The sequence below is a fragment of the Phytopseudomonas flavescens genome (assembly GCF_900100535.1).
GTDB lineage: Bacteria > Pseudomonadota > Gammaproteobacteria > Pseudomonadales > Pseudomonadaceae > Aquipseudomonas > Aquipseudomonas flavescens.
Map to the genome: position 1 here is coordinate 104,110 of NZ_FNDG01000014.1, position 21,173 is coordinate 125,282.

17 protein-coding genes are annotated in these 21,173 nt (G+C 64.7%); 14 read left to right on the forward strand and 3 right to left on the reverse strand.

All coding sequences use genetic code 11. The features are described from left to right. The first annotated feature begins 1 nt into the window (after position 1). Positions 2 to 1,120: an outer membrane protein assembly factor BamC gene (bamC, locus tag BLR94_RS17790; RefSeq protein WP_084306114.1), complete on the forward strand. Its 1,119-nt coding sequence runs from the start codon at positions 2 to 4 to the stop codon at positions 1,118 to 1,120. A gap of 163 nt (positions 1,121 to 1,283) precedes the next feature. After that, a complete protein-coding gene (locus BLR94_RS17795; RefSeq protein ID WP_084306116.1) occupies positions 1,284 to 2,150 on the forward strand; it encodes a phosphoribosylaminoimidazolesuccinocarboxamide synthase in 867 nt (288 codons plus the stop codon). A 94-nt stretch (positions 2,151 to 2,244) separates the two neighbouring features. Here the strand turns inward: BLR94_RS17795 and BLR94_RS17800 are convergent, their stop codons facing one another. Then, positions 2,245 to 2,424 (reverse strand): hypothetical protein, encoded by a 180-nt coding sequence (locus BLR94_RS17800; RefSeq protein WP_084306118.1) that lies wholly within the window; start codon positions 2,422 to 2,424, stop codon positions 2,245 to 2,247. Between the two features lie 126 nt (positions 2,425 to 2,550). Here BLR94_RS17800 and BLR94_RS17805 point away from each other — a divergent pair, with 126 nt between their 5' ends. The 4 genes from BLR94_RS17805 (at position 2,551) to BLR94_RS17820 (ending at position 8,898) form a co-directional block, all read left to right on the forward strand. Continuing rightward, positions 2,551 to 3,150, forward strand: coding sequence for a recombinase family protein (locus BLR94_RS17805; RefSeq protein WP_084306119.1), 600 nt, complete (start codon positions 2,551 to 2,553; stop codon positions 3,148 to 3,150). A gap of 577 nt (positions 3,151 to 3,727) precedes the next feature. Next, on the forward strand, positions 3,728 to 6,904 hold the full coding sequence (putA, locus tag BLR94_RS17810; RefSeq protein ID WP_084306121.1) for a bifunctional proline dehydrogenase/L-glutamate gamma-semialdehyde dehydrogenase PutA: 3,177 nt from the start codon (positions 3,728 to 3,730) through the stop codon (positions 6,902 to 6,904). A gap of 190 nt (positions 6,905 to 7,094) precedes the next feature. Then, a complete protein-coding gene (putP, locus tag BLR94_RS17815; RefSeq protein ID WP_084306123.1) occupies positions 7,095 to 8,585 on the forward strand; it encodes a sodium/proline symporter PutP in 1,491 nt (496 codons plus the stop codon). Positions 8,586 to 8,685: 100 nt separating this feature from the next. Next, positions 8,686 to 8,898 carry a VF530 family protein gene (locus tag BLR94_RS17820; RefSeq protein WP_084306125.1) on the forward strand — a complete coding sequence of 71 codons (213 nt, stop codon included), beginning with the start codon at positions 8,686 to 8,688 and terminating at the stop codon, positions 8,896 to 8,898. A gap of 150 nt (positions 8,899 to 9,048) precedes the next feature. Here BLR94_RS17820 and BLR94_RS17825 read toward each other — a convergent pair whose 3' ends face one another. Beyond that, positions 9,049 to 12,186 (reverse strand): transglycosylase domain-containing protein, encoded by a 3,138-nt coding sequence (locus BLR94_RS17825; RefSeq protein WP_084306127.1) that lies wholly within the window; start codon positions 12,184 to 12,186, stop codon positions 9,049 to 9,051. A 201-nt stretch (positions 12,187 to 12,387) separates the two neighbouring features. On the opposite strand from BLR94_RS17825, the gene BLR94_RS17830 reads away from it, so the two are divergent. After that, a complete protein-coding gene (locus BLR94_RS17830) occupies positions 12,388 to 13,209 on the forward strand; it encodes an aldo/keto reductase (RefSeq protein ID WP_084306202.1) in 822 nt (273 codons plus the stop codon). A 156-nt stretch (positions 13,210 to 13,365) separates the two neighbouring features. Here the strand turns inward: BLR94_RS17830 and rapA are convergent, their stop codons facing one another. After that, positions 13,366 to 16,209: an RNA polymerase-associated protein RapA gene (gene rapA, locus BLR94_RS17835; RefSeq protein ID WP_084306129.1), complete on the reverse strand. Its 2,844-nt coding sequence runs from the start codon at positions 16,207 to 16,209 to the stop codon at positions 13,366 to 13,368. 177 nt (positions 16,210 to 16,386) lie between these two features. Here rapA and BLR94_RS17840 point away from each other — a divergent pair, with 177 nt between their 5' ends. From BLR94_RS17840 to BLR94_RS17865, 7 genes are all read left to right on the forward strand, one after another. Next, positions 16,387 to 16,683 (forward strand): aspartate-semialdehyde dehydrogenase, encoded by a 297-nt coding sequence (locus BLR94_RS17840; RefSeq protein ID WP_084306131.1) that lies wholly within the window; start codon positions 16,387 to 16,389, stop codon positions 16,681 to 16,683. Then, a complete protein-coding gene (locus BLR94_RS17845; RefSeq protein ID WP_244158221.1) occupies positions 16,680 to 17,306 on the forward strand; it encodes an alpha-ketoglutarate-dependent dioxygenase AlkB family protein in 627 nt (208 codons plus the stop codon). The genes BLR94_RS17840 and BLR94_RS17845 overlap by 4 nt, the downstream gene beginning before the upstream one ends. Next, a complete protein-coding gene (locus BLR94_RS27535) occupies positions 17,303 to 17,464 on the forward strand; it encodes a hypothetical protein (protein ID WP_090423737.1) in 162 nt (53 codons plus the stop codon). The genes BLR94_RS17845 and BLR94_RS27535 overlap by 4 nt, the downstream gene beginning before the upstream one ends. 231 nt (positions 17,465 to 17,695) lie before the next feature. Next, positions 17,696 to 17,812 (forward strand): cytochrome c oxidase subunit CcoM, encoded by a 117-nt coding sequence (gene ccoM / locus BLR94_RS28215; RefSeq protein ID WP_042552142.1) that lies wholly within the window; start codon positions 17,696 to 17,698, stop codon positions 17,810 to 17,812. Between the two features lie 222 nt (positions 17,813 to 18,034). Continuing rightward, positions 18,035 to 20,020 carry an FUSC family protein gene (locus BLR94_RS17855; protein WP_084306133.1) on the forward strand — a complete coding sequence of 662 codons (1,986 nt, stop codon included), beginning with the start codon at positions 18,035 to 18,037 and terminating at the stop codon, positions 20,018 to 20,020. Continuing rightward, on the forward strand, positions 20,007 to 20,210 hold the full coding sequence (locus BLR94_RS17860) for a DUF1656 domain-containing protein (RefSeq protein ID WP_042552144.1): 204 nt from the start codon (positions 20,007 to 20,009) through the stop codon (positions 20,208 to 20,210). Before BLR94_RS17855 ends, BLR94_RS17860 begins: the two co-directional genes overlap by 14 nt. An 11-nt stretch (positions 20,211 to 20,221) precedes the next feature. Continuing rightward, positions 20,222 to 21,073, forward strand: coding sequence for an efflux RND transporter periplasmic adaptor subunit (locus tag BLR94_RS17865; protein WP_084306135.1), 852 nt, complete (start codon positions 20,222 to 20,224; stop codon positions 21,071 to 21,073). Positions 21,074 to 21,173: the final 100 nt, after the last annotated feature.

Genomic DNA, 21,173 nt, shown 5'->3' on the forward strand with positions numbered 1-21,173 from the left:
CATGAAGCGACTGGCCGGACTTTCCGCACTTGCTCTGATCATCACCAGCACCAGTGGCTGCGGCTGGATCTGGGGCGAAAATGGCTACTTCCGTGATCGCGGCAGCGATTACCTAAGCGCACGGCAGACCGCGCCCATGCAGTTGCCTGCCGATGTCGAGGCCAAACGCCTTGATCCGTTGCTGCCCGTTCCGCAGCATATCCGCGACAGCGATGTGCAGGGCGAGTACGAAGTACCGCGTCCGCAGGCACTCGCCGTCAGCGAGAACGTCAGCGAGTTCAGCCTGCAGAACAGCGGCGACTCCAGCTGGCTGGTCGCCCAGCGGGTTCCGGCAGAAGTCTGGCCGGGTGCCCGACAGTACTTCGAGGATGGCGGCTTCCGCATCGTCGACGAGCGGCCGCAGACCGGCGAGTTCAGCACCGACTGGCAGCGTTTCGATGCGTTATCCAGCAGCATGCAGAGCCGTCTGGGCGGTCGTGTCGCCGGCTTCGACAGCAACACTGAAACCCGCGTGCACGTGCGTCTCGAGCCAGGCGTACAGCGCAACACCAGCGAAATTTTCGTGGTCACTGCCCAGCGGCCTGCCGGCAGCACCACCGAGGTGCCGTTCACCGAGCGCAGCGTCAACAAGGCGCTGGACGCCGCGCTGCTCGATGAGCTGCAAGCCAACCTCGCGCGCAGTGTGGAGCAGGGCGGTTCGGTATCGTTGCTGGCCGGTCGTGATTACGACGCCCCGAACCGTGTGAGCCTTTCCGCCGATGGCAACGGCAACCCGGTGCTGAACCTGAGCACCGACTTCGACCGGGCCTGGTCCGGTGTTGGCCGCTCGCTGCGCATGGCTGAACTGCGCGTCGACGACATCAACCGTACCCTGGGCGTCTACTACGTCAACCTGGCCGAAGGCCCGCAGCGTGCCAACGAGAAGCCAGGCTTCTTCAGCCGGTTGTTCGGTGGCTCGGAGAGCAAGGACGATATCGAGGCCCGCGCCGAGCGCTATCAGGTTCGCCTGACTGCCGTGGGTGACAGTGTGCAGGTGACGGTCGAGAAAGACCTCAACACCGTTGCCCCGGCCGATGTCGCACGCCGCGTGCTGGGCATGATTCAGGAAAACCTCGGTTAAGCGCTCCTCCCGACAGGTGATTGGCGACAGGCGAAACCTCCAGGGGTTTCGCCTTTTGTTTTCACTGGCAGGACCTTTCGACGCTGTTGGCACCTATTCGGCCGTCGGTCGTCAGCTGTGACGAAGAACGGCGAGACTTTCACGCGACAAGGCGGAACCCGATATGACCACACCTTCCCTGAGCCTGAAAAAGATCTATTCGGGCAAAGTCCGCGATCTCTATGAGATCGATGCCAAGCGCATGCTGATGGTCGCGACCGATCGCCTGTCGGCATTCGACGTGATTCTCGAACAACCGATCCCGGAGAAAGGCAAGATCCTCACCGCCATCTCCAACTTCTGGTTCGAAAAGCTGGCCGACGTGGTGCCCAACCACTTCACCGGTGATCGCGTCGAAGACGTGGTGCCGGCTGCCGAGCTGCCGCTGGTCGAGGGCCGTGCAGTGGTCGCCAAGCGCCTCAAGCCGGTCGCCGTGGAAGCCATCGTGCGCGGTTACATCGTCGGTTCCGGCTGGAAGGAATACCAGCACAGCGGCACCGTATGCGGTATCCAGCTACCAGCCGGTTTGAAGGAGGCCGCCAAGCTGCCACAGCCGATCTTCACCCCGTCGACCAAGGCCGCCGTGGGCGACCATGACGAGAACATCAGCTTCGAGCAGTGCGAAGCGATCATCGGCGCCGAGCTGGCTGCCAAGGTGCGCGACACCGCCATCGCACTGTACGTCGCAGCAGTGGAATACGCAGCCACCCGCGGCATTATCATCGCCGACACCAAGTTCGAATTCGGCCTCGACGAAAACGGCACCCTGACCCTGATGGACGAAGTGCTGACCCCCGACTCCAGCCGCTTCTGGCCAGCCGACAGTTACGCCGAAGGCACCAACCCGCCGAGCTTCGACAAGCAGTTCGTGCGCAACTGGCTGGAATCCACCGGTTGGAACAAGGAGCCACCAGCACCGGCAGTACCGGCCGACGTCGCGCAGAAGACCGCCGACAAGTACCGTGAGGCGCTGACTCGCCTGACGGCCTGATTGCGCCATGCAGATCAGGCGCCGCCGTTACCCTAAGGGAACGGCGGCGTTCTCGTTCAGGGCACAAGGATTGTGCCTGGCAGCGCCCAGGTGATTATCGGCTTCGCCAGTGGCGGTTGGTACGGGCCTGATCCGTTCGCTGCCAGGCGCTGCCCGCCAGGGTTTCCAGGCTGCGGAGCTTGGTGTAGGTTATGGTTCGGGTGCCACCGCAATCGCGGCAAGGCAGGTTCAGTTCCGCGCAGGTCGGGCCGCCAGCGCCGAGTAAATGCAGCATGATTCCAGCCTTCTCTTGCCAATCCTTCCCTCGACAGACTCTGTCATCGCATCTCCACAACCCCTTAAGCGTCACCGGCTCAGCCGCCATGTGGCGCGCAGGGGCGTTGCCCGGAGTTACCCGCCGATGAGCGTGTCGCAATCAGAGTCGCTCCAGGGGACGGGGCCCCGTTACCTGGGCTATGCGAGGGCCAGTGAAACGCCTAACCTGCTTAGCCAGTTGTTCGGGCTGGAACTGGCGGGTTGCACCCGGCTGGTTTCCGAGCAGACCAAGAACAACTGGCGCAACCGCCCCGAGCTGACCCGCTTGCTCGCTGAATTGGGCCCCGGTGATGTGCTCACCGTCACCAAGCTCGACCGCCTGGCTCGCAGCACGCGAGAGCTGTTGGAGATTGCCGAGCGGATTCACGTGAGTGGCGCGGGTCTTCGCAGCCTGTCCGAGCCCTGGGCAGACACCACCACGGAGAACGGCCTGGCGGTCCTGGCGGTTTTCGCCGGTATCGTCGAGTTCGAGCGCTCCCTGATTCTCGAGCGAACCAAGGACGGGCGCGACGCTGCCAAAGCCCGCGGCGTGAAATTCGGCGCAAAGCCCACCCTGACCAGCGAGCAGATCGACCAGGCGCGCCGCTTGATCAACGAGGATGGCCAGTCCGTCGATCAGGCCGCCAAAGTGCTCAAGGTTCACCGCTCCACGCTCTATAGGGCGCTGCGGCGGGTGGGGAAGTAGCACCTAGTTCTCGATACGCTGTCGGCACCAGACGCACCGGTAGTGTTTTTTGTTGAAAGCAGAAAGCTTCGCTGCGCGACAGCCTGCATCCAGACGATTACGCGTAGCCAGGATCGATCTCCAGGCTCTTCTTATGGCACAGCGAGGATTGCTGAATATGCGCCTTCCTCAGGGACCTAGGAGACAGCCCCCCCTGACTGGCTTCATTTGCACCCAAAGTCGTCCACAGCTCTGGCACCCCATAGACAGTCGACATCCGCTGAGTGAAGAGGCTGGATATCCTGCCTTCGAGTTCATCCGTAGCGCTTATGCAAGGTGCGAACTCGTCATACTCCTCATTGATCGCAGCCTTGTCCCACGGCCATGCGGTCGATTAGCCGTACGAGCCTTCATCCTCACCCAGCTATTCGGAGTTTTCTGCAAAAACTCCAGAGTTTTCCGCAAGAAGCCGCTCCCCATCTGCCACTACATTCCGCCATCGGCTTCTGCGTCATGCGATCGCCAGATCCTCGTATCTGAGCCAGACCCAAGGCAGGGGTACCCCACAGATAATCTCCCTAACAAGAGGATGGGCGTGATGTTCAAAGCCAGTCACGTCTTGCATCAGGAGTTCCTTGACCGGATCTCCGCTGCCAAGGCCGCCGATTTTTTCCCTGTCATCAGCGCCAACTACAACGTTGACGAGGCGGCCTATCTCGGCGAATTGCTGCAGTTGGCCGATCCCGGTGCCGCCGGCATCGAGGCCGTTCGCCAGCAGGCGCGCAGTCTGATTCAGGACGTGCGCGGTCGCGACAACGCGGTCGACACCCTCGATGCGCTGTTGCGTCAGTACAGCCTGGATACCCAGGAAGGACTGATGCTGATGTGCCTGGCCGAAGCGCTGCTACGGGTGCCGGATGCGGCCACCGCCGATGCCTTGATCCGTGACAAGCTCAGCGCCGCCGAGTGGGAACGCCATCTGGGCAAGAGCGACAGCGTGTTGGTCAACTTCGCGGCCTGGGGCCTGGTGATGACCGGCAAGGTGGTCGATCCGCAGACCCGCGATGGCCGTCCGAAGAAGGTGCTCGGTCGTCTGATCCAGCGTTCCGGCGAGCCGGTGATCCGTGCGGCGATGAACCAGGCCATGAAACTGATGGGCAAGCAGTTCGTGCTTGGTCGTACCATCAGCGAAGCGCTGAAGAACGGCCGCCCGGAGCGTGAGAAGGGCTACACCTATTCCTTCGACATGCTCGGTGAAGCGGCGCTGACCGCCGAGGACGCCGAGAAGTACATGGCCGACTACCGCAAGGCCATCGATACGGTCGGCGCCGAGCCGCAGGTCGGCCCAGGCCCCAAGCCATCGATCTCGATCAAACTCTCGGCACTGCACCCCCGTTACGAAGTGGCCCAGCGCGAGCGTGTGCTCACCGAACTGTTCGCCAACGTGCGCGAGCTGGTGATCCGCGCACGCAAGCTGAATGTCGGCATCTCGGTGGATGCGGAGGAGGCGGATCGCCTCGAGCTGTCCCTGGAGCTTTACGAGAAGCTGCTGCGTGATCCGGCCGTGGCCGGCTGGGGCGAGTTCGGTCTGGTGATCCAGGCCTATTCCAAGCGTTGTCTGCCGGTGCTGGTCTGGCTGACCCTGCTGGGCAGGGAACTCGGCGAGAAGATGCCGCTGCGCCTGGTCAAGGGCGCCTACTGGGACAGCGAGATCAAGCAGTGCCAGGTGTGGGGCCTCGACGGCTACCCGGTGTTCACCCGCAAGGAGGGCACCGATACCTCCTACCTGGCTTGCGCCCGTTACCTGCTCAGCGAGTTCACCCGCGGCGTCATCTACCCGCAGTTCGCCAGCCACAACGCGCACACCGTCAGTTGCATCCTGGCCATGGCCGCCGAGCAGGCGTCACCGCGCGATTTCGAGTTCCAGCGTCTGCACGGCATGGGCGATGCGCTGTACGACACGGTGCTGGAGAAGCACCGCAAGACCGTGCGTATCTACGCGCCGGTGGGGGCCCACAAGGACCTGCTGCCGTACCTGGTTCGCCGCCTGCTGGAGAACGGTGCCAACTCGTCGTTCGTTCACCAACTGGTCGACCCGAGCGTGCCGGTCGAATCACTGATCGATCACCCTGTCACCCAGCTGCGCCAGTTCGCCAGCCTCGCCAATAACAAAATCCCGCTGCCACCTGCGCTGTACGGGGCCACACGGAAAAACTCCCAGGGCATCAACATGAACATCCAGAATTCTTTGACCGAGCTCGAAAACGCCTACCAGCCGCACCTCGACCGTCAATGGCAGGCTGCCCCTGTGATAAACGGCCAGACCCTCAGCGGCACCGCCCAGGACGTTCGCTGCCCCTTCGACCTGAACAAGGTGGTCGGCAGCGCCCAGTTCGCCACCGCCGCCCAGGCCGCCCAGGCGCTGGATGGCCTGAGTGCCGCCTGGCCACGCTGGAATGCTGTCGCCATCGATGAGCGCGCAAGCATTCTCGAGCGCCTCGCTGACCTGCTGGAACGCAACCGTGCCGAGCTGATGGCGCTGTGCACCGTGGAAGCTGGCAAGTCCCTGCAGGACGGCATCGACGAAGTCCGCGAAGCGGTGGATTTCTGCCGATACTACGCGCAGCAGGCGCGCCTCAAGCTGGGCCGCGAAGAACTCAAGGGCCCAACCGGCGAGCGCAACGAGCTGTTCCATGAAGGCCGCGGTATTTTCGTCTGCGTCAGCCCGTGGAACTTCCCGCTGGCCATTTACCTCGGCCAGATCAGCGCCGCGCTGGTGGCAGGCAACGTGGTGCTGGCCAAACCGGCCGAGCAGACCAGCCTGATCGCCGCCCGCGCCCTGGAACTGATGTTCGAAGCCGGCCTGCCAGAGGAGGTGATCGCCTTCCTTCCCGGCGACGGTGCCACCCTGGGTGGCGTGTTCTGCCGCGACCCGCGGGTCGCTGGGGTGTGCTTCACCGGGTCCACCGACACGGCGCGCATCATCAACCGCCAGCTGGCCGAGAAGGATGGCATGATCGCCACTCTGATCGCCGAGACCGGCGGCCAGAACGCCATGATCGTCGACTCCACCGCGCTGCCCGAGCAGGTGGTCAAGGATGCCGTCGGCTCGGCCTTCACCAGTGCTGGCCAGCGCTGCTCGGCACTGCGCGTGCTGTATGTGCAGCGTGATATCGCCGACCGGGTGATCGACCTGCTCAAGGGCGCCATGGCCGAACTGAAGATCGGCCCGACCCACCTGCGCGAGAACGATATCGGCCCGGTGATCGATGCCGAAGCCCGTGAAGGCTTGCTGGCGCACATCAACCAGCTCAAGGGCGAAGGCAAGCTGATTGCCGAGGCCTCGCTGCGTGCCGACCTGAACGGCCACTTCATCGCACCGGTGGCGTTCGAGATCGCAGGCATCCACGAGCTCAAGAAGGAGCAGTTCGGCCCGGTGCTGCACGTGGTGCGCTACGACGCCGCCGATCTCGACAAGGTGGTGGCGGCCATCAATGCCACCGGCTACGGATTGACCCTTGGCATTCACAGCCGAAACGAGGAAACTGCCGCCCGCATCGAAGCCCTGGCGCGGGTCGGCAACCTGTACGTGAACCGCAACCAGATCGGCGCGGTGGTCGGCGTACAGCCGTTCGGCGGCTGCGGCCTGTCCGGTACCGGCCCGAAAGCCGGTGGCCCCAGCTACCTGTTGCGCTTCGTCAACGAGCGCACCACCTCGGTGAACACCACCGCGGTGGGCGGCAACGCCTCACTGCTGTCGCTGGGCGACGAGTGATACCAACGGGCAGAAATCATCAGGTTTCTGCCCGTTTTGCTATTGGGGGCGTATGCCCCAAATCGGTAACGCCATCTGCGGTTAGAAGAATGGCTTATCTGGAGCACGACCGTGACCGATGGTCGTGATGTGCCAACTGAACCGGGTAATCCCCGGTTCGAATAAAAACAAACGAGAGGGGCATTCCCAAATGACTGCAAGTACTCCCATGCTGGTCACCTTCGTGGTCTATATCCTGGCCATGGTGTTGATCGGCTTCGTTGCCTATCGTGCGACCAAGAACTTCTCCGACTACATCCTCGGTGGTCGCAGCCTCGGCAGCTTCGTCACCGCACTGTCGGCCGGCGCCTCGGACATGAGCGGCTGGCTGCTGATGGGCCTGCCTGGCGCGATCTTCGTCGCCGGCCTGTCCGAAAGCTGGATCGCCATCGGCCTGATCATCGGCGCCTGGCTTAACTGGCTGTTCGTCGCCGGTCGCCTGCGTGTGCACACCGAGCACAACAACAACGCGCTGACCCTGCCGGACTACTTCACCCACCGCTTCGAAGACAACAGCAAGATCCTGCGGATCTTCTCGGCGCTGGTCATCCTGGTGTTCTTCACCATCTACTGCGCCTCTGGCGTGGTAGCCGGTGCCCGCCTGTTCGAGTCCACCTTCGGCATGAGCTACGAGTCGGCACTGTGGGTCGGCGCTGCGGCGACCATCCTCTACGTGTTCGTGGGCGGCTTCCTGGCCGTGAGCTGGACCGACACCGTGCAGGCCACCATGATGATCTTCGCGCTGTTGATCACCCCGGTGTTCGTGATCCTCGCCCTGGGTGACTTCGACGCCGCCGTGGCCACCATCGAACAGGCCAACCCGGCCAACTTCGACATGCTGCGCGGGCTTTCCTTCGTCGCCATCGTATCCCTGCTGGGCTGGGGCCTGGGCTATTTCGGCCAGCCGCACATCCTGGTGCGCTTCATGGCGGCCGATTCGGTCAAGTCGATTCCGGCCGCGCGCCGTATCGGCATGATCTGGATGATCCTCTGCCTGGCCGGTGCCGTGGCTGCCGGTTTCTTCGGTATCGCCTATTTCGCCAACAACCCTGAACTGGCCGGCCCGGTCAGCGAGAACGGCGAACGCGTGTTCATCGAACTGACCAAGATCCTCTTCAACCCCTGGGTCGCCGGCATCGTCCTGTCGGGCATCCTGGCGGCGGTGATGAGCACCCTGAGCTGCCAGTTGCTGGTTTGCTCCAGCGCCCTGACCGAAGACTTCTACAAGGCCTTCCTGCGCAAGGGCGCCAGCCAGACCGAGCTGGTCTGGGTCGGTCGCCTGATGGTGTTGCTGATCGCCATCGTCGCCATCGCCATCGCCTATAACCCCGACAGCAAGGTGCTGGGCCTGGTGTCCTACGCCTGGGCGGGCTTCGGTGCTGCGTTCGGCCCGGTCGTCATCCTCTCGCTGGTGTGGAAGGGCATGACCCGTAACGGTGCGCTGGCCGGCATGGTCGTCGGTGCCTTCACCGTGGTGCTGTGGAAGGAGTTCGTCGGCCTGGGGCTGTACGAGATCATCCCGGGCTTCATCCTCGCCACCCTGGCCATCGTCATCTTCAGCACGATCGGTCGCCCGGCCTCGCCGGCGATGATCAAGCGCTTCGACGAAGCCGAGAAGGAGTACCAGGACGCGCATCTCTGATCGCACCTGCGTAGTGTGTTCAGCGAAGGCCCGGACAGTGTCCGGGCCTTTTCATTGGTGCCTGCTGGTAAGCTGGCGGCCCAGCCATCAGGAGCCCGCCATGACCCCATCCAAAGACCCGCTGCACGGCATCACCCTGCAGGCCATCCTGACCGAACTGGTCGAGCAGCTCGGCTGGGATGGCCTGGCCCAGCGCATCGACATCCGCTGCTTCAAGAGCGACCCGAGCATCAAGTCGAGCCTGACCTTCCTGCGCAAGACGCCCTGGGCGCGGGAGAAGGTCGAGGCGTTGTATTTGAAGCAGAAGCGCTAGGTTTCGCTGGCGATGGCGAAAGACGCGAACAAGGCAAAAGTGGCCGTTGGTAGGGGGGACGACGCTTCACCCGTCCACCATCATGGGATCGCAATGGTGGATGAAAAGAGCGTCATCCACCCTACGACTGGCCAGGCGTAGAGCTCGCGGTTAAAGCCCCTCCCACGGAGTAGGCGGCCTTCCTCCAGCATGCGCCGTCTGCTGCTGTGGTGGCGGGGCGCAGAGGGTGCGGGCGGCGGTTTGCAGGTAGGGCGCGAGCATCGGCTGCATGCCCTTGAGCACCTGCACGGGCAATGCGGAGGTGAAGCGGAAGTTCTCCGCCGCGCGGCCGGGGACGAAGGCGGTGAGGGTGCCGAAGTGATCCGGGCCGAGAAAGAACACGAAGGTGGCGGTGCGGTTCTGCACCCGTGAGCTGATCACCTGGCCGCCGCGGCCCACGCTGGTCAGGCGATTGTCGCCGGTGCCCGTCTTGCCGCCGAGGATCAGCGGGCTGCCATCGGCCAGGGTGAAGGCGCCTTGCAGGCGCCGCGCCGTACCGCCGTCGACCACCTGAGACAGCGCACCGCGCAGCGCGGCGGCGACCTCCGGCGCCATGACCCGGCGGCCGGGTTCCTGCACATGGCCCAGGCGCGTTTCGTAGGGCGTGTTGGCGGCGAAGTGCAGGCTGTCGATACGCACCGTGGGCAGGCGCACGCCGTCGTTCTGGATGATGCCGATCAGCTCGGCCAGGGCCGCCGGCCGGTCGCCCGAGCTGCCGATGGCGGTGGCCAGCGACGGCACCAGGTACTCGAAGGGGTAGCCCAGCTTCTGCCAGCGCTGATGGATATCCAGAAAGGCTTCGACCTCCAGCATGATGCGGATGCGGCTGTCCCGTGCGCTCTTGTGGCGGCTCTTGAACAGCCAGCCATAGACCTCCTGGCGCTCGCCGCGGCTGGCGGCCACGGCATCGTCGAACGCCGCCTGGGGATGATCGATCAGATAGGCGAGCAGCCACAGCTCCAGCGGGTGTACCCGGGCGATGTAGCCCTGATCCGGCAGGCTGAAGGCACCCGGCCCATAGCGGGTATACAGCTCGGCGATGCGCTTTGCGCTTGGCTGGCTGCCTGGCAGGTGGGCCTTGATGAAGCTACCGAAGGTGGCCTGATCGACACCCGGCATCAGGTAGCGATGCACGGCAGCCAGGCGCGTGTCGGTGAGGCGCAGGCCACCGATGAAGGTGTCCAGCCGTTGCTGTGCGGACTGGCCCTGGTACTTGCGCCAGAAACGCAGCAGAAAGGTGGTGCCCTCGCGGTCGGCGAAGCGGCTCAGGTACTCCTGGCGCCTTGGATCCCGGTCGTCCTTGAGCAGTTCGGCGCTGTTACCCGGTGCCTGGTAGGTGCTGTAGCGCACCAGATCGCGCATCAGGCGGATGAACGGCAGGTTGATCGATTCGCGCAATGACTCGCGCAGGGTCGGCAGCCGGCCGTTGTCCTCGCGGCGGAAGTTGCCGAAGCTGTGCAGGCCACCACCGGTGAAGAAGCGCTCCGCCGGGCTGGCCGAATAGCGCCGCTCCAGTGCCGCGTCGAGCATGCTGCTGAGGTCGGCCCCGGGGTAGCGCAGCAGGTAGTCGATGGCCCAGCGGCTGAGCAGGTCCTGGTCGGCGACGTCCTGAGCGCGCAGTTGCGCGGTGCTCATGCCGGCATGCCGTGCGTGCAGTTCGGCGATCACTTCCAGGTAGGTGGCCATCACCCGCAGTTTGGCGGTGGAGCCCAGTTCCAGCTTGCTGCCCTCGTTGATGTCGAAGGGCTGGTGGGTGTTGTCGGTCTGCACCCGCACCTGATTGCCATTGGGCGTGCGTTCGAACAGGGTGAAGCTGTAGCGCACGTCGGCGGTCTTGCTGGGCGACAGCAGGCGGTCGCCGAACAGCCCTACGGTCTCGGCGAATGCCGGGTCGGCGAGTTGCTCGAGGTAGAGGGTGACCTGCTGCTGCAGGTCCGAGTTGAGGCTGGAACGTGCCTGCAGGTCGAGGCGATCGAGCTGGTAGTAAGAGAGGTCGAGCAGGCTGGCCAGCCGCGCGCGGGCCATGCTGATGCCCTTGTCACCGTCGATTCGCTGCAGGTTCGGGTCGGTCTGCCAGTCGCGGTAAGTCAGCTGTTGTGCCAGGGCCGCATCGCGCAATGGGTCATCCAGCACGCCGCCGCTGGCCAGCAGACGCAGGTGGCTGTCGGTCAGCGCGGCCAGCTCGTCGCGTCCCTGGGACAGGTAATATGAGGGCCGACGCTGGGCGATCATCAGCGACAGCACCTGGCGCAGCGCCAGGCCGCGTTCAGCCGGGCTGGCTCCGGCCGAGCGCCGCGGATCGAGCAGGCGGTTGGTGGTGGCGAAGTCGGCGCCGTACCAGATGCGCAGGCCGTCGGCCAGGCCGTGCACCTCGCCGTGCCCCGGCGCTGCCGACAGCGGTACGCTGTTGAGGTAGTCGCGCACGACGTTCTGCCGGGCTTCGAGGGTTTGTGGGCCGCCCTGATAGGCGCGCACGCTGGCCGATACCATCTGCCGCAGTTTCTCCGCCGGCGCATGGGTGATGCCGTCCGGCGAGTGCCGGTATTTCTCCAGTTGCGTGGCCAGGGTACTGCCGCCTGCGGACTGATCCTGCAGGCCGACGTATTTACCGAGCTGGGAGAACGCTGCTTTGAAAAAACGTGGCCAGTCCACGGCCGGGTTGGCTTCGGCGGGATCGCTGACCAACAACTGGCGATCCTCGATGAACAACAGGCTGCTCACCACCAGTGGGGCGATTTCGGCGAAGTCGCTGTAGCGTTGCCGGGGATTGCGAACCGTGTAGAAGGGCGTGCCGCGGCAGTCCTCGATGTTGATGCCGGTTTGCGCCTTCTCCGTGAAGGGCGGGAAGAAACCCCGTTCGGCGTAGGCCATCAGTGCCGGCGAGAAGCGGCTCTGCTGCAGCACCTCGAAGCCTCTGTGCTGCAGGCGCTCAATGAACGTGGGCAGATGGCTGTAGCCCATGCGTCGATCGAAAGGGCCGGCCCCGGGATAGAGAATGGCGTCGCTGGGGCCGTCTTCGATCTGATAGGTCAGTTGCGCGGCGTAGCGGCTCAGCTCGCTGGACTGGAAGTAGGCCGTGCGCAGTTCATGGATCAACAGGGCAACGGCGATCACCAGCAGGAGCAACAGGATCACGACGACCGCCCAGCGTACAGGGTGTGAAGGTCGCCGGGGGGCGAGCTGCACCGCGGTGGCGGCTTCACGCTCGCTGACAGGCGGTGCTGGGTCGGATCGCCATAGTGCGCCCATCGTGAAGTGGCCCTGGCTTGTCCTTTATCCCCAGCGTAGTCGCTGAGTGACGTTGTGCTCTGTCCGCCGAGCAGAAAATTCATCACGGTAGCTGCGCGAGTTTTTTCGCCGACCCTCTATGCGGGGCGTGAGCCGCAGGCGCACAACCTGAACCGAGCGAGTGGCGTATGGGTCAGGATGCAATTAGCAGGAGGAACCATGATGCGAACACTCGAATTGGCCGGCACCCGGGTACCGGTGATAGGCCAGGGCACCTGGCGGATGGGCGAGGATCCGGGGCACCGGCAGGCCGAGGTCGCGGCGTTGCGTGAAGGTATCGAACGCGGTCTGCGCCTTATCGACAGCGCCGAGATGTATGGCGAGGGTGGTGCGGAGGAGGTGGTTGGCGAGGCAATCGCTGGTCGGCGGGACCAGGTGTTTCTGGTCAGCAAGGTCTATCCGCACAACGCCAGCCGTGCCGGTCTGGTAGCGGCCTGTGAACGCAGCCTGAAGCGCCTGGGCACCGATCATCTCGACCTCTACCTGTTGCACTGGCGTGGGCAATACTCATGGGCAGAGACGGTCGAGGCCTTCGAACGGCTGCGCGAGCAGGGCAAGATCGGCCGCTGGGGCGTGTCCAACTTCGATCTCGATGACCTCGAAGAACTCGGTGATCCAGCCTGTGCCACCAACCAGGTGCTCTACAACCCGCAACAGCGTGGGGTGGAGTTCGACCTGTTGCCGTGGCAGCAACGCCAGGGCATGCCCTTGATGGCGTATTGTCCGCTGGGGCAGGGCGGTGCCTTGCTGGCCAACCGGGCCATGCGTCAGGTCGCGCAACGGCACGGGGCGAGTGCCGCGCAGGTGGCGCTGGCCTGGGCGCTGCGCCAGCCGGGTGTGCTGGTGATTCCCAAGGCCGGTGACCCGCTGCATCTGGCCGAGAATGCCGCCGCTGCCGACCTGCAGCTCAGCGAAGCCGATTTGCAGGAGATCGACAGCGCCTACCCCGCGCCGGGGCGCAAGCAGCGGTTGCAGATGGTGTAGAGAGGATCGGGGCAAGGCGGCCATGGGATGGCCTCGAGCGAAGCGATACCCATCGACGCCATGCGCGAAGTCCGACGGGTTATCGTCGCTTCGCGCCTCGGCCTACGCGGCCCGCGCGAGTTCGCCCGCCGCGCACGGAAGGCGAACTCGCGAGGCTCAACCGGCGACCAGCACCCTGATGGCTTCCAGGCGCAGGGCGGCCTTGTCGAGCATCGCCAGGCCCTGTTCGCGTTGCTCGCGCAGGGCTGCCAGTTCGCTGTCGCGCACGCTCGGGTTGACCGCTTGCAGGGCGGTCAGGCGCGCCAGTTCTTCGTCCAGCTCGGCAGCCAGGCGACGCTTGGCCTCGCTGACGCGCTCGACATGGCGGGGCTGGATCTTCGCTTCGCCGGCCGCGATCTGCGGGTTGAGCGCATCACGCTGCGCCTGCACGAACTTGTTGGCACTGGCCCGAGGCACGCTTTCCAACTGGTCGTTGAGGGTTTCGAAGGAAACCTTGCCGGCCAGGTCGTTGCCATTGCCATCGAGCAGGCAGCGCAGCGCCGCCGGCGGCAGATAGCGACCCAGTTGCAGGCTGCGCGGCGCCACCACCTCGCTGACGTAGAGCAGCTCCAGCAGCACCGTGCCAGGCTTGAGCGCCTTGTTCTTGATCAGCGCCACCGAGGTGTTGCCCATCGAGCCGGAGCGCACCAGATCCATGCCGCCCTGCACCATGGGGTGTTCCCAGGTGAGGAACTGCATGTCCTCGCGCGACAGCGCCAGGTCACGGTCATAGGTGATGGTCACGCCTTCGTCGTCGCCGAGGGGGAAGCTGGCATCGAGCATCTTCTCGCTGGGGCGCAGGATCAGGGCGTTGTCCGAGTGATCCTCGCTGTCGATGCCGAAGGCGTCGAACAACTGCTCCATGTACATCGGCAGGGCGAACTGGTCGTCCTGTTCGAGGATCGCTTCGACCAGTGATTCGCCTTCACCGGCACCGCCCGAGTTGAGCTCCAGCAGCCGGTCGCGACCGGCGTGCAGCTCGCTTTCCAGGCGCTGGCGCTCGGCGGTGGCTTCGTCGATCAGCGTCTGCCACTGACCATCGTCGGCGTTTTCCAGCATCGGCAGCAGGCGGCTGCCGAACTGATGCTGCAGGGCGTTGCCCGTCGGGCAGGTGGCCAGGAAGGCGTTCAGCGCCAGGTGATACCACTGGAACAGACGCTCCTGCGGGCTGTTTTCCATGTACGGCACGTGCAACTGGATCTTGTGCTTCTGGCCGATACGGTCGAGGCGGCCGATACGCTGCTCGAGCAGATCCGGGTGCGCCGGCAGATCGAACAGCACCAGGTGGTGGGCGAACTGGAAGTTGCGGCCTTCACTGCCGATTTCCGAACAGATCAGTACCTGGGCGCCGAATTCTTCGTCGGCGAAGTAGGCGGCGGCGCGGTCACGCTCGAGGATGCTCATGCCCTCGTGAAACACCGTGGCGGGAATGCCGGAGCGCACGCGCAGGGCGTCTTCCAGATCCATGGCGGTCTCGGCGTGGGCGCAGATGACCAGTACCTTGAATTTCTTGAGCATCTTCAGGGTGTCGATCAGCCACTCGACGCGCGGGTCGAAGCGCCACCAGCGCTGGTCTTGCTCGATGTCCGCCTGGCCTTGGTAGCTGACTTCCGGGTACAGCTCGGCATGCTCGCCCAGCGGCAGCTCCATGTATTCGTCGGGGCTCGGCAGCGGGTAGGCGTGCAGTTCGCGCTCGGGGAAGCCCTGCACGGCGGCGCGGGTGTTGCGGAACAGCAGGCGGCCGGTGCCATGGCGGTCGAGCAGCTCACGGGTCAGGCGGGCGCTGGCGTCGACATCGCCGTCGGCGACCGCGGCGAGCAGGGCTTCACCCTCGGCCCCCAGAAAACCCTGGATGGTCTTGTGGGCCTCGTCGGACAGGCGACCCTGGTCGAGCAGCTCCTGTACGGCTTCGGCGACCGGCTGGTAGTTGGCGCTTTCGGCGCGGAACGCGGCCAGGTCATGGAAGCGGTTCGGGTCGAGCAGGCGCAGACGCGCGAAGTGGCTGTCCTGGCCAAGCTGTTCCGGGGTGGCGGTGAGCAGCAGCACGCCAGGGATCACTTCGGCCAGCTGTTCGACCAGGCTGTATTCGCGGCTGGCCTTTTCCGGGTGCCAGACCAGGTGGTGCGCTTCGTCGACCACCATCAGGTCCCAGCCGGCGGCGAACAGCGCGTCCTGGGCCTTTTCGTCCTCACACAGCCACTCCAGGGCGACCAGGGCCAGTTGCGCGTCTTCGAACGGGTTGCTGGCATCGCTCTCGATGAAGCGTTCGGCGTCGAACAGTGCCACTTCCAGGTTGAAGCGCCGGCGCATTTCCACCAGCCACTGGTGCTGCAGGTTTTCCGGTACCAGGATCAGCACGCGGTTGGCGCGCCCCGAGAGCAGTTGGCGGTGGATCACCAGGCCGGCTTCGATGGTCTTGCCCAGGCCCACTTCGTCGGCCAGCAGTACCCGTGGGGCGATACGGTCGGCCACTTCGCGGGCGATGTGCAACTGGTGGGCGATGGGTTGTGCACGCACGCCGCCCAGGCCCCACAGCGAAGATTGCACCTGCTTGCTGGTGAACTCCAGCGTGCGGTAGCGCAGCGAGAACCAGGGCATGGGGTCGATCTGCCCGGCGAACAGGCGGTCGCTGGCGAGGCGGAACTGGATGAAGTTGGAGAGTTGGGTTTCCGGCAGGGTGACGTTGTTGTTCTGCGCGTCGAGGCCGTGGTAGACCAGCAGGCCGTCGACATCGTCGACTTCGCGCACGGTCAGCTTCCAGCCTTCGAAGTGGGTGATCTCGTCGCCCGGAGAGAAACGCACGCGGGTCAGCGGCGCATTGCGGGTGGCGTACTGGCGGGTTTCTCCCGTGGCAGGGTAGAGCACGGTGAGCATGCGGCCGTCCTGCATGAGGATGGTTCCCAAGCCCAGTTCCGCTTCGCTGTCGCTGATCCAGCGTTGCCCCGGTTGATACTCCGCCATGCTGCCTGTCTCCACCTGTTAAAAAAGCCGCCTATGGTACCGGAAACGCCGGGCCCCGGCCAAAGGTGCATGGTGTGGGTTTGGCACTTATTGCCCGATGTCGGGTCGGAAAGTGTAGTTAGCACCCATTAAAGCTGCCTGCTCGATGGCCGACATACCCCAAAAGGGGATTTATCCATGCTGCCACCCATCCCTAGTAGCCTGATTCCGGTCACTGCCCAGCAGGACGTTGTCAAGCCGCGCCCGGAAATCGCCCCGGTCACGCCGACTGCCGAGGCGGCCCAGGAAGATGCGGTCGGCCTGGACAAGCGCCACCCCCAGGAAGTGGAGGAGCGGCTGCGTGAAGAGCAGCGCCGTCGCCAACGGCGTGGTTATAGCGCGGCCGAGCTCGCCGAGGGCGATGTCGATGAAGCCGACGAGCCGGCCATCGAGCAATTGCCCCGCCAGGGGCTGTGGGTGGATGTCGAGGTTTGAGCAGCACCGATCCCACCCCGGCTGATCTGTTCGACAGCCCCGATCCGAATCTGCCGGATGCCGACTTCCGCTATCTGCCCGACTGGCTCGACCGCGCTACGGCGGATCACTGGCTCGAGCGACTGGTCAGCGAGACGCCCTGGCAGCAGCCCGAGGTCGTGCTCTACGGCCGCCGCCATCCGGTGCCTCGGCTGACCGCCTGGTACGGGGATGCTCAAGCACGCTATCGCTACTCCGGCATGACCCATCAGCCGCTGCCCTGGACACCGCTGCTCGCCGAGATTCGCCAGCGTTTGCTGGATGCGCTGGGGTACCCGCTCAACGGCGCACTGCTCAACTATTATCGCGACGGCCAGGACTCCATGGGCTGGCACAGCGACGACGAGCGCGAGCTGGGTGATGAGCCGCTGGTGGTCTCCCTGAGCCTGGGAGGCGCGCGGCGCTTCGACCTGCGTCGCAAGGGCCACAACCGCATCGAACAGTCACTTACGCTGGTGCATGGCTCGCTACTGGTCATGGGCGGCCAGACCCAGCATCATTGGCAGCATCAGGTGGCGAAAACGCGCAAGCCGTGCGCGCCACGCCTGAACCTTACGTTTCGTCTGATCCGAGCGCCGCTATGAGCAACGATGTGAAACTGATCGACTTCACTGCCGAGCGCGACAAGCGCATCCATGACCTGCGCGACAAAAAGCTCGAAGACATGCGCAATGCCTTCGAGCAGGCGCTGCCGATGCCCAAGGGCAAGAAGAAGTCCAAGGGCAAGCCGAAGAAGCGCTGACGGCTCGCCGCGCTGCACGCTGCGGTCGCCTGCCTTGCCACCCTGATTCCCCGCCACGCATCCCGCCCGTGGGGGGGCGTGCATCGCGTTCCATTCCCTTTCCGTTGACCCAGATCAGGTGCTGCCGGCCCTTTGCAGCCGGCGCCGCGCTGCCCTTGATCTGGATCAATGGCGTCAGGCGCTGCGCTGTTAACGTAGCCCCATACCCGAGCAACGGATGCAGGAGGCAGCATGTTCGTCGATGTGGTGGTTCTCGCCGGTATCGGCACCGTGGGGCTGATGGTTCTGTTCTGCGCCGGGTTCACGTATTTCATCTGGAGAGACGCGAGCAAGAAAAAGCCGCGCTGAATCCGGATTCACGAGCACGCAAGGCATTGGGGCGACTTCGGTCGCCCTTTTTTTCGTGTGCATTTTTTCAGGGGCGCGGATGTGAAAGCGCGACAGCCCTCTGGACAGCATATAGTTAGCTAGCTAATAATTTGCCTTTCTGCACGGAGGCGGAACCGTTTCGCTACGGCTATGTTCAGACAACTGCCGCTTTTCAGGTAACCAGCGTGTCAGGTAACCATCGTGCGTGATTCCCTGCTGGCGTTCATCGCGCCAAGCTCGCAAGCCATTCAGTTCGCGATCAAGACCCTGCTCGGCGGTGGTCTGGCGCTCTGGCTCGCGTTGCGTTTGGGGCTGGAGCAGCCGCAGTGGGCATTGATGACCGCCTTCATCGTCGCTCAGCCGTTGTCTGGCATGGTGGTGCAGAAGGGTCTGGCGCGGCTGCTCGGCACGCTGGTCGGGACCTTCATGGCGGTGGTGATGATGGCGCTGTTCGCCCAGACGCCGCTGCTGTTCCTGCTCGCCTTCGCGCTGTGGCTGGCGATGTGTACGGCAGCTTCGACCATGCTGCGCAGCGCCTGGTCCTATGCCTTCGTGCTCGCTGGCTACACGGTGGCGATCATCGGCCTGCCGGCCATCGGCAAGCCTCATGTGATCTTCGACGAAGCCATCGCCCGTTCCACGGAGATCTGCCTGGGCATCGTCTGCGCCACGCTCAGCAGCGCCTTGTTGTGGCCGCAGCGGGTGGAACGCCAGCTGGCGCAGCAGGCACGGGACGCCTGGCAGACCGGCGTCAAGGCCGCGCGCCAGGCGCTGACCGGCGAGGCCGAAGCCCGCCAGGGGCTGCTGCAAGCGCTGGCCCGTATCGTCGCCGTGGATGCCCAACGTGAGCACGCCTGGTTCGAAGGTGAACGCGGCCGCCAGCGCGCCATTGCCCTGCGCGTGCTCAGTCGCGATCTGCTTGGCGTGCTGCGTCTGGCTCGTGGTGTGGCACGGCAATGGCGGCAGTTGAGCAGCAGCGAAGCCGAAGCTGTCGCCCCCTGGTTGCAGGAGGTGGACGAGCGACTGCAGGACGCTCATGGCGATCTGCCGGAATTGATCGAGCGTCTGCGCCGGGCCGCGCAGGACGATGAGCTGAATAGCGGCCAGCAGCTGTGCCTGGAGCGCATGGCGGTATTGCTGCTGCGCATCGAGGATGCCAGCCGGGCCCTGCTCGCCGTCGAACAGGGCAGGGCGCCTGCCGATGCACCGCGAGCGCTGTCCTGGCATTACGACTGGCAGAGCGCCTTGGTGTATGGCTCGCGCAGCGCCCTGGCGTTCCTGACCCTGGCGGCCTTCTGGCTGGCCACCGCCTGGACCCATGCAACCGGTGCCATGCTGCTGGCCTGTGTGGTCTGCAGCCTGTTCGCACGGCTCGAGGCCGCACCACAGATCGGCATGATGTTCCTGCGCGGGATTTTCTATGCACTGCCGGTGGCGTTCTTCGTCGGCCAGATTCTGATGCCGCAGATCGATGGTTTCGTCATGCTCTGCCTGGTGCTCGGCGTGCCGCTGTTCTTTGGTGTGCTGGGCATGGCCAGGCCGCCGTTGGCCGCCACCTCGACTTCTTTCTGCCTGCATTTCATCGTGCTCTGTCTGCCCGCCCCAGGCGTTGGCTACAACGTCGAATTCTTTCTCAACGAAGCGCCGGGCATGCTCATGGGGGTTGGTTTCGCCGTGCTGGCGTTTCGCCTGGTGGTGCTGCGTAACCCGGTGTGGCACGGCCGTCGTCTGATGCATGCGATTCTGGTGGATCTCGGCCGTCTGACCCGGCGTGAACTGGGCCGTGCGGAAAACTGGTTCGGTGGGCGCATGGCGGATCGTCTGCTGCAGCTCGCCCGGCATTATCCGGCGCGACCGGATCAGGCGCGCAGCCGCTGGGACGACGGCGTGGCCGGTCTCGATCTGGGTGACGAACTGTTGCACCTGCGCGCCTGCCTGGCCAATGCCGATCCCGAACTGGCCCGGTCGCAGCGCCGTTTTCTGCGACGTCTCGATGATGTACTGGAGCGTGGTCCTGCAGCGGGTCGCGAGGACGATCTGAGCGGCGCCGTGGCGGATCTGCAGGATGCCCTGCGCGCCTGTGCGCCCAGTGTCGACCGGCGTCTGGCCGAGGCCGCGCTGCTGCAGTTGCAAACCGGCTGGCGCCACTGGTGCCACCTGAGAGGAGAAGCCCATGGGCTTGCATGAGTGGTCGCTGGGCGGCGTATTGCTGAGTCCCATGGCGGCCTATGCGGTATTGGCGTTGCTGCTCACCGGCGTATTGCGCATGGGGCTGCAGCGCGTGGGATTGGCGCAATGGATCTGGCACGAAGCCCTGTTCGATTGTGCCCTGTTCGTCTGTGTCCTGGCGGCAATCATCGCCGTTCTGGGAACTTGAGGAGAAACGACATGCGTTCGACGATTCGCGTCGGCATTACCCTGGCCATGGTGGTTGCGGCAGTTCTCGCCGGCTCCTGGATCTGGCAGCACTACCTGTATTCGCCGTGGACTCGCGATGCCCGGGTACGTGCCGACGTGGTGACCATCGCGCCGGACGTATCGGGCTGGGTGGTCGAGCTCGAGGTACGCGACAACCAGCAGGTGAAGGCGGGCGATCTGCTGATGAGCATCGACCGTGATCGTTATCAGGCCGCGGTGGAAAAGGCTCAGGCCGTGGTGGATATCCGCAGGCAGCAGCTCAGTCTGCGCGAGCACGAAGCCTCCCGGCGCGCACGCCTGGGCTCCCAGGCCATCAGTGCGGAACTGCGCGAGAACGCGCAGATCAACGCCGAGATGGCGCGCAGCGAATTCCGCGAGGCCCAGGCCGATCTGCGTATCGCCCAGCTCAACCTGGCGCGCAGTGAAGTGCGCGCGCCCCGTGACGGTCAGGTCACCAACCTGGTGCTGGCGCAGGGCAACTACGTGACGGCGGGCCAGTCGGTGATGGCGCTGGTGGATACCAACTCGTTCTACGTGCAGGCGTATTTCGAGGAAACCAAGTTGCCGCGCATTCAGGTCGGTGCGCCTGTGGAAGTCTGGCTGATGGGCGGCGAGCAGGAGATCCGCGGCGAGGTGCAGAGCATCAGCCGCGGCATCACCGACCGCAACGCCAGCCCGGACGGCCAGTTGCTGGCCAATGTCGAACCGACCTTCAACTGGGTGCGCCTGGCCCAGCGCATTCCGGTACGCATCAAGCTCGAGGCGCTGCCCGAGCATCTCCAGCTGAGTGCCGGCATGACCGCCAGCGTGCAGGTGCAATAGCAGGCTGTTGAAAAACTACCGGCGTTGCCGCTGCCTCGCCTACGTTTTTTCAACGGGCAGATAGGGGGCGCAGCCGGCTTGCCGGCCACTGGTTGCCTGC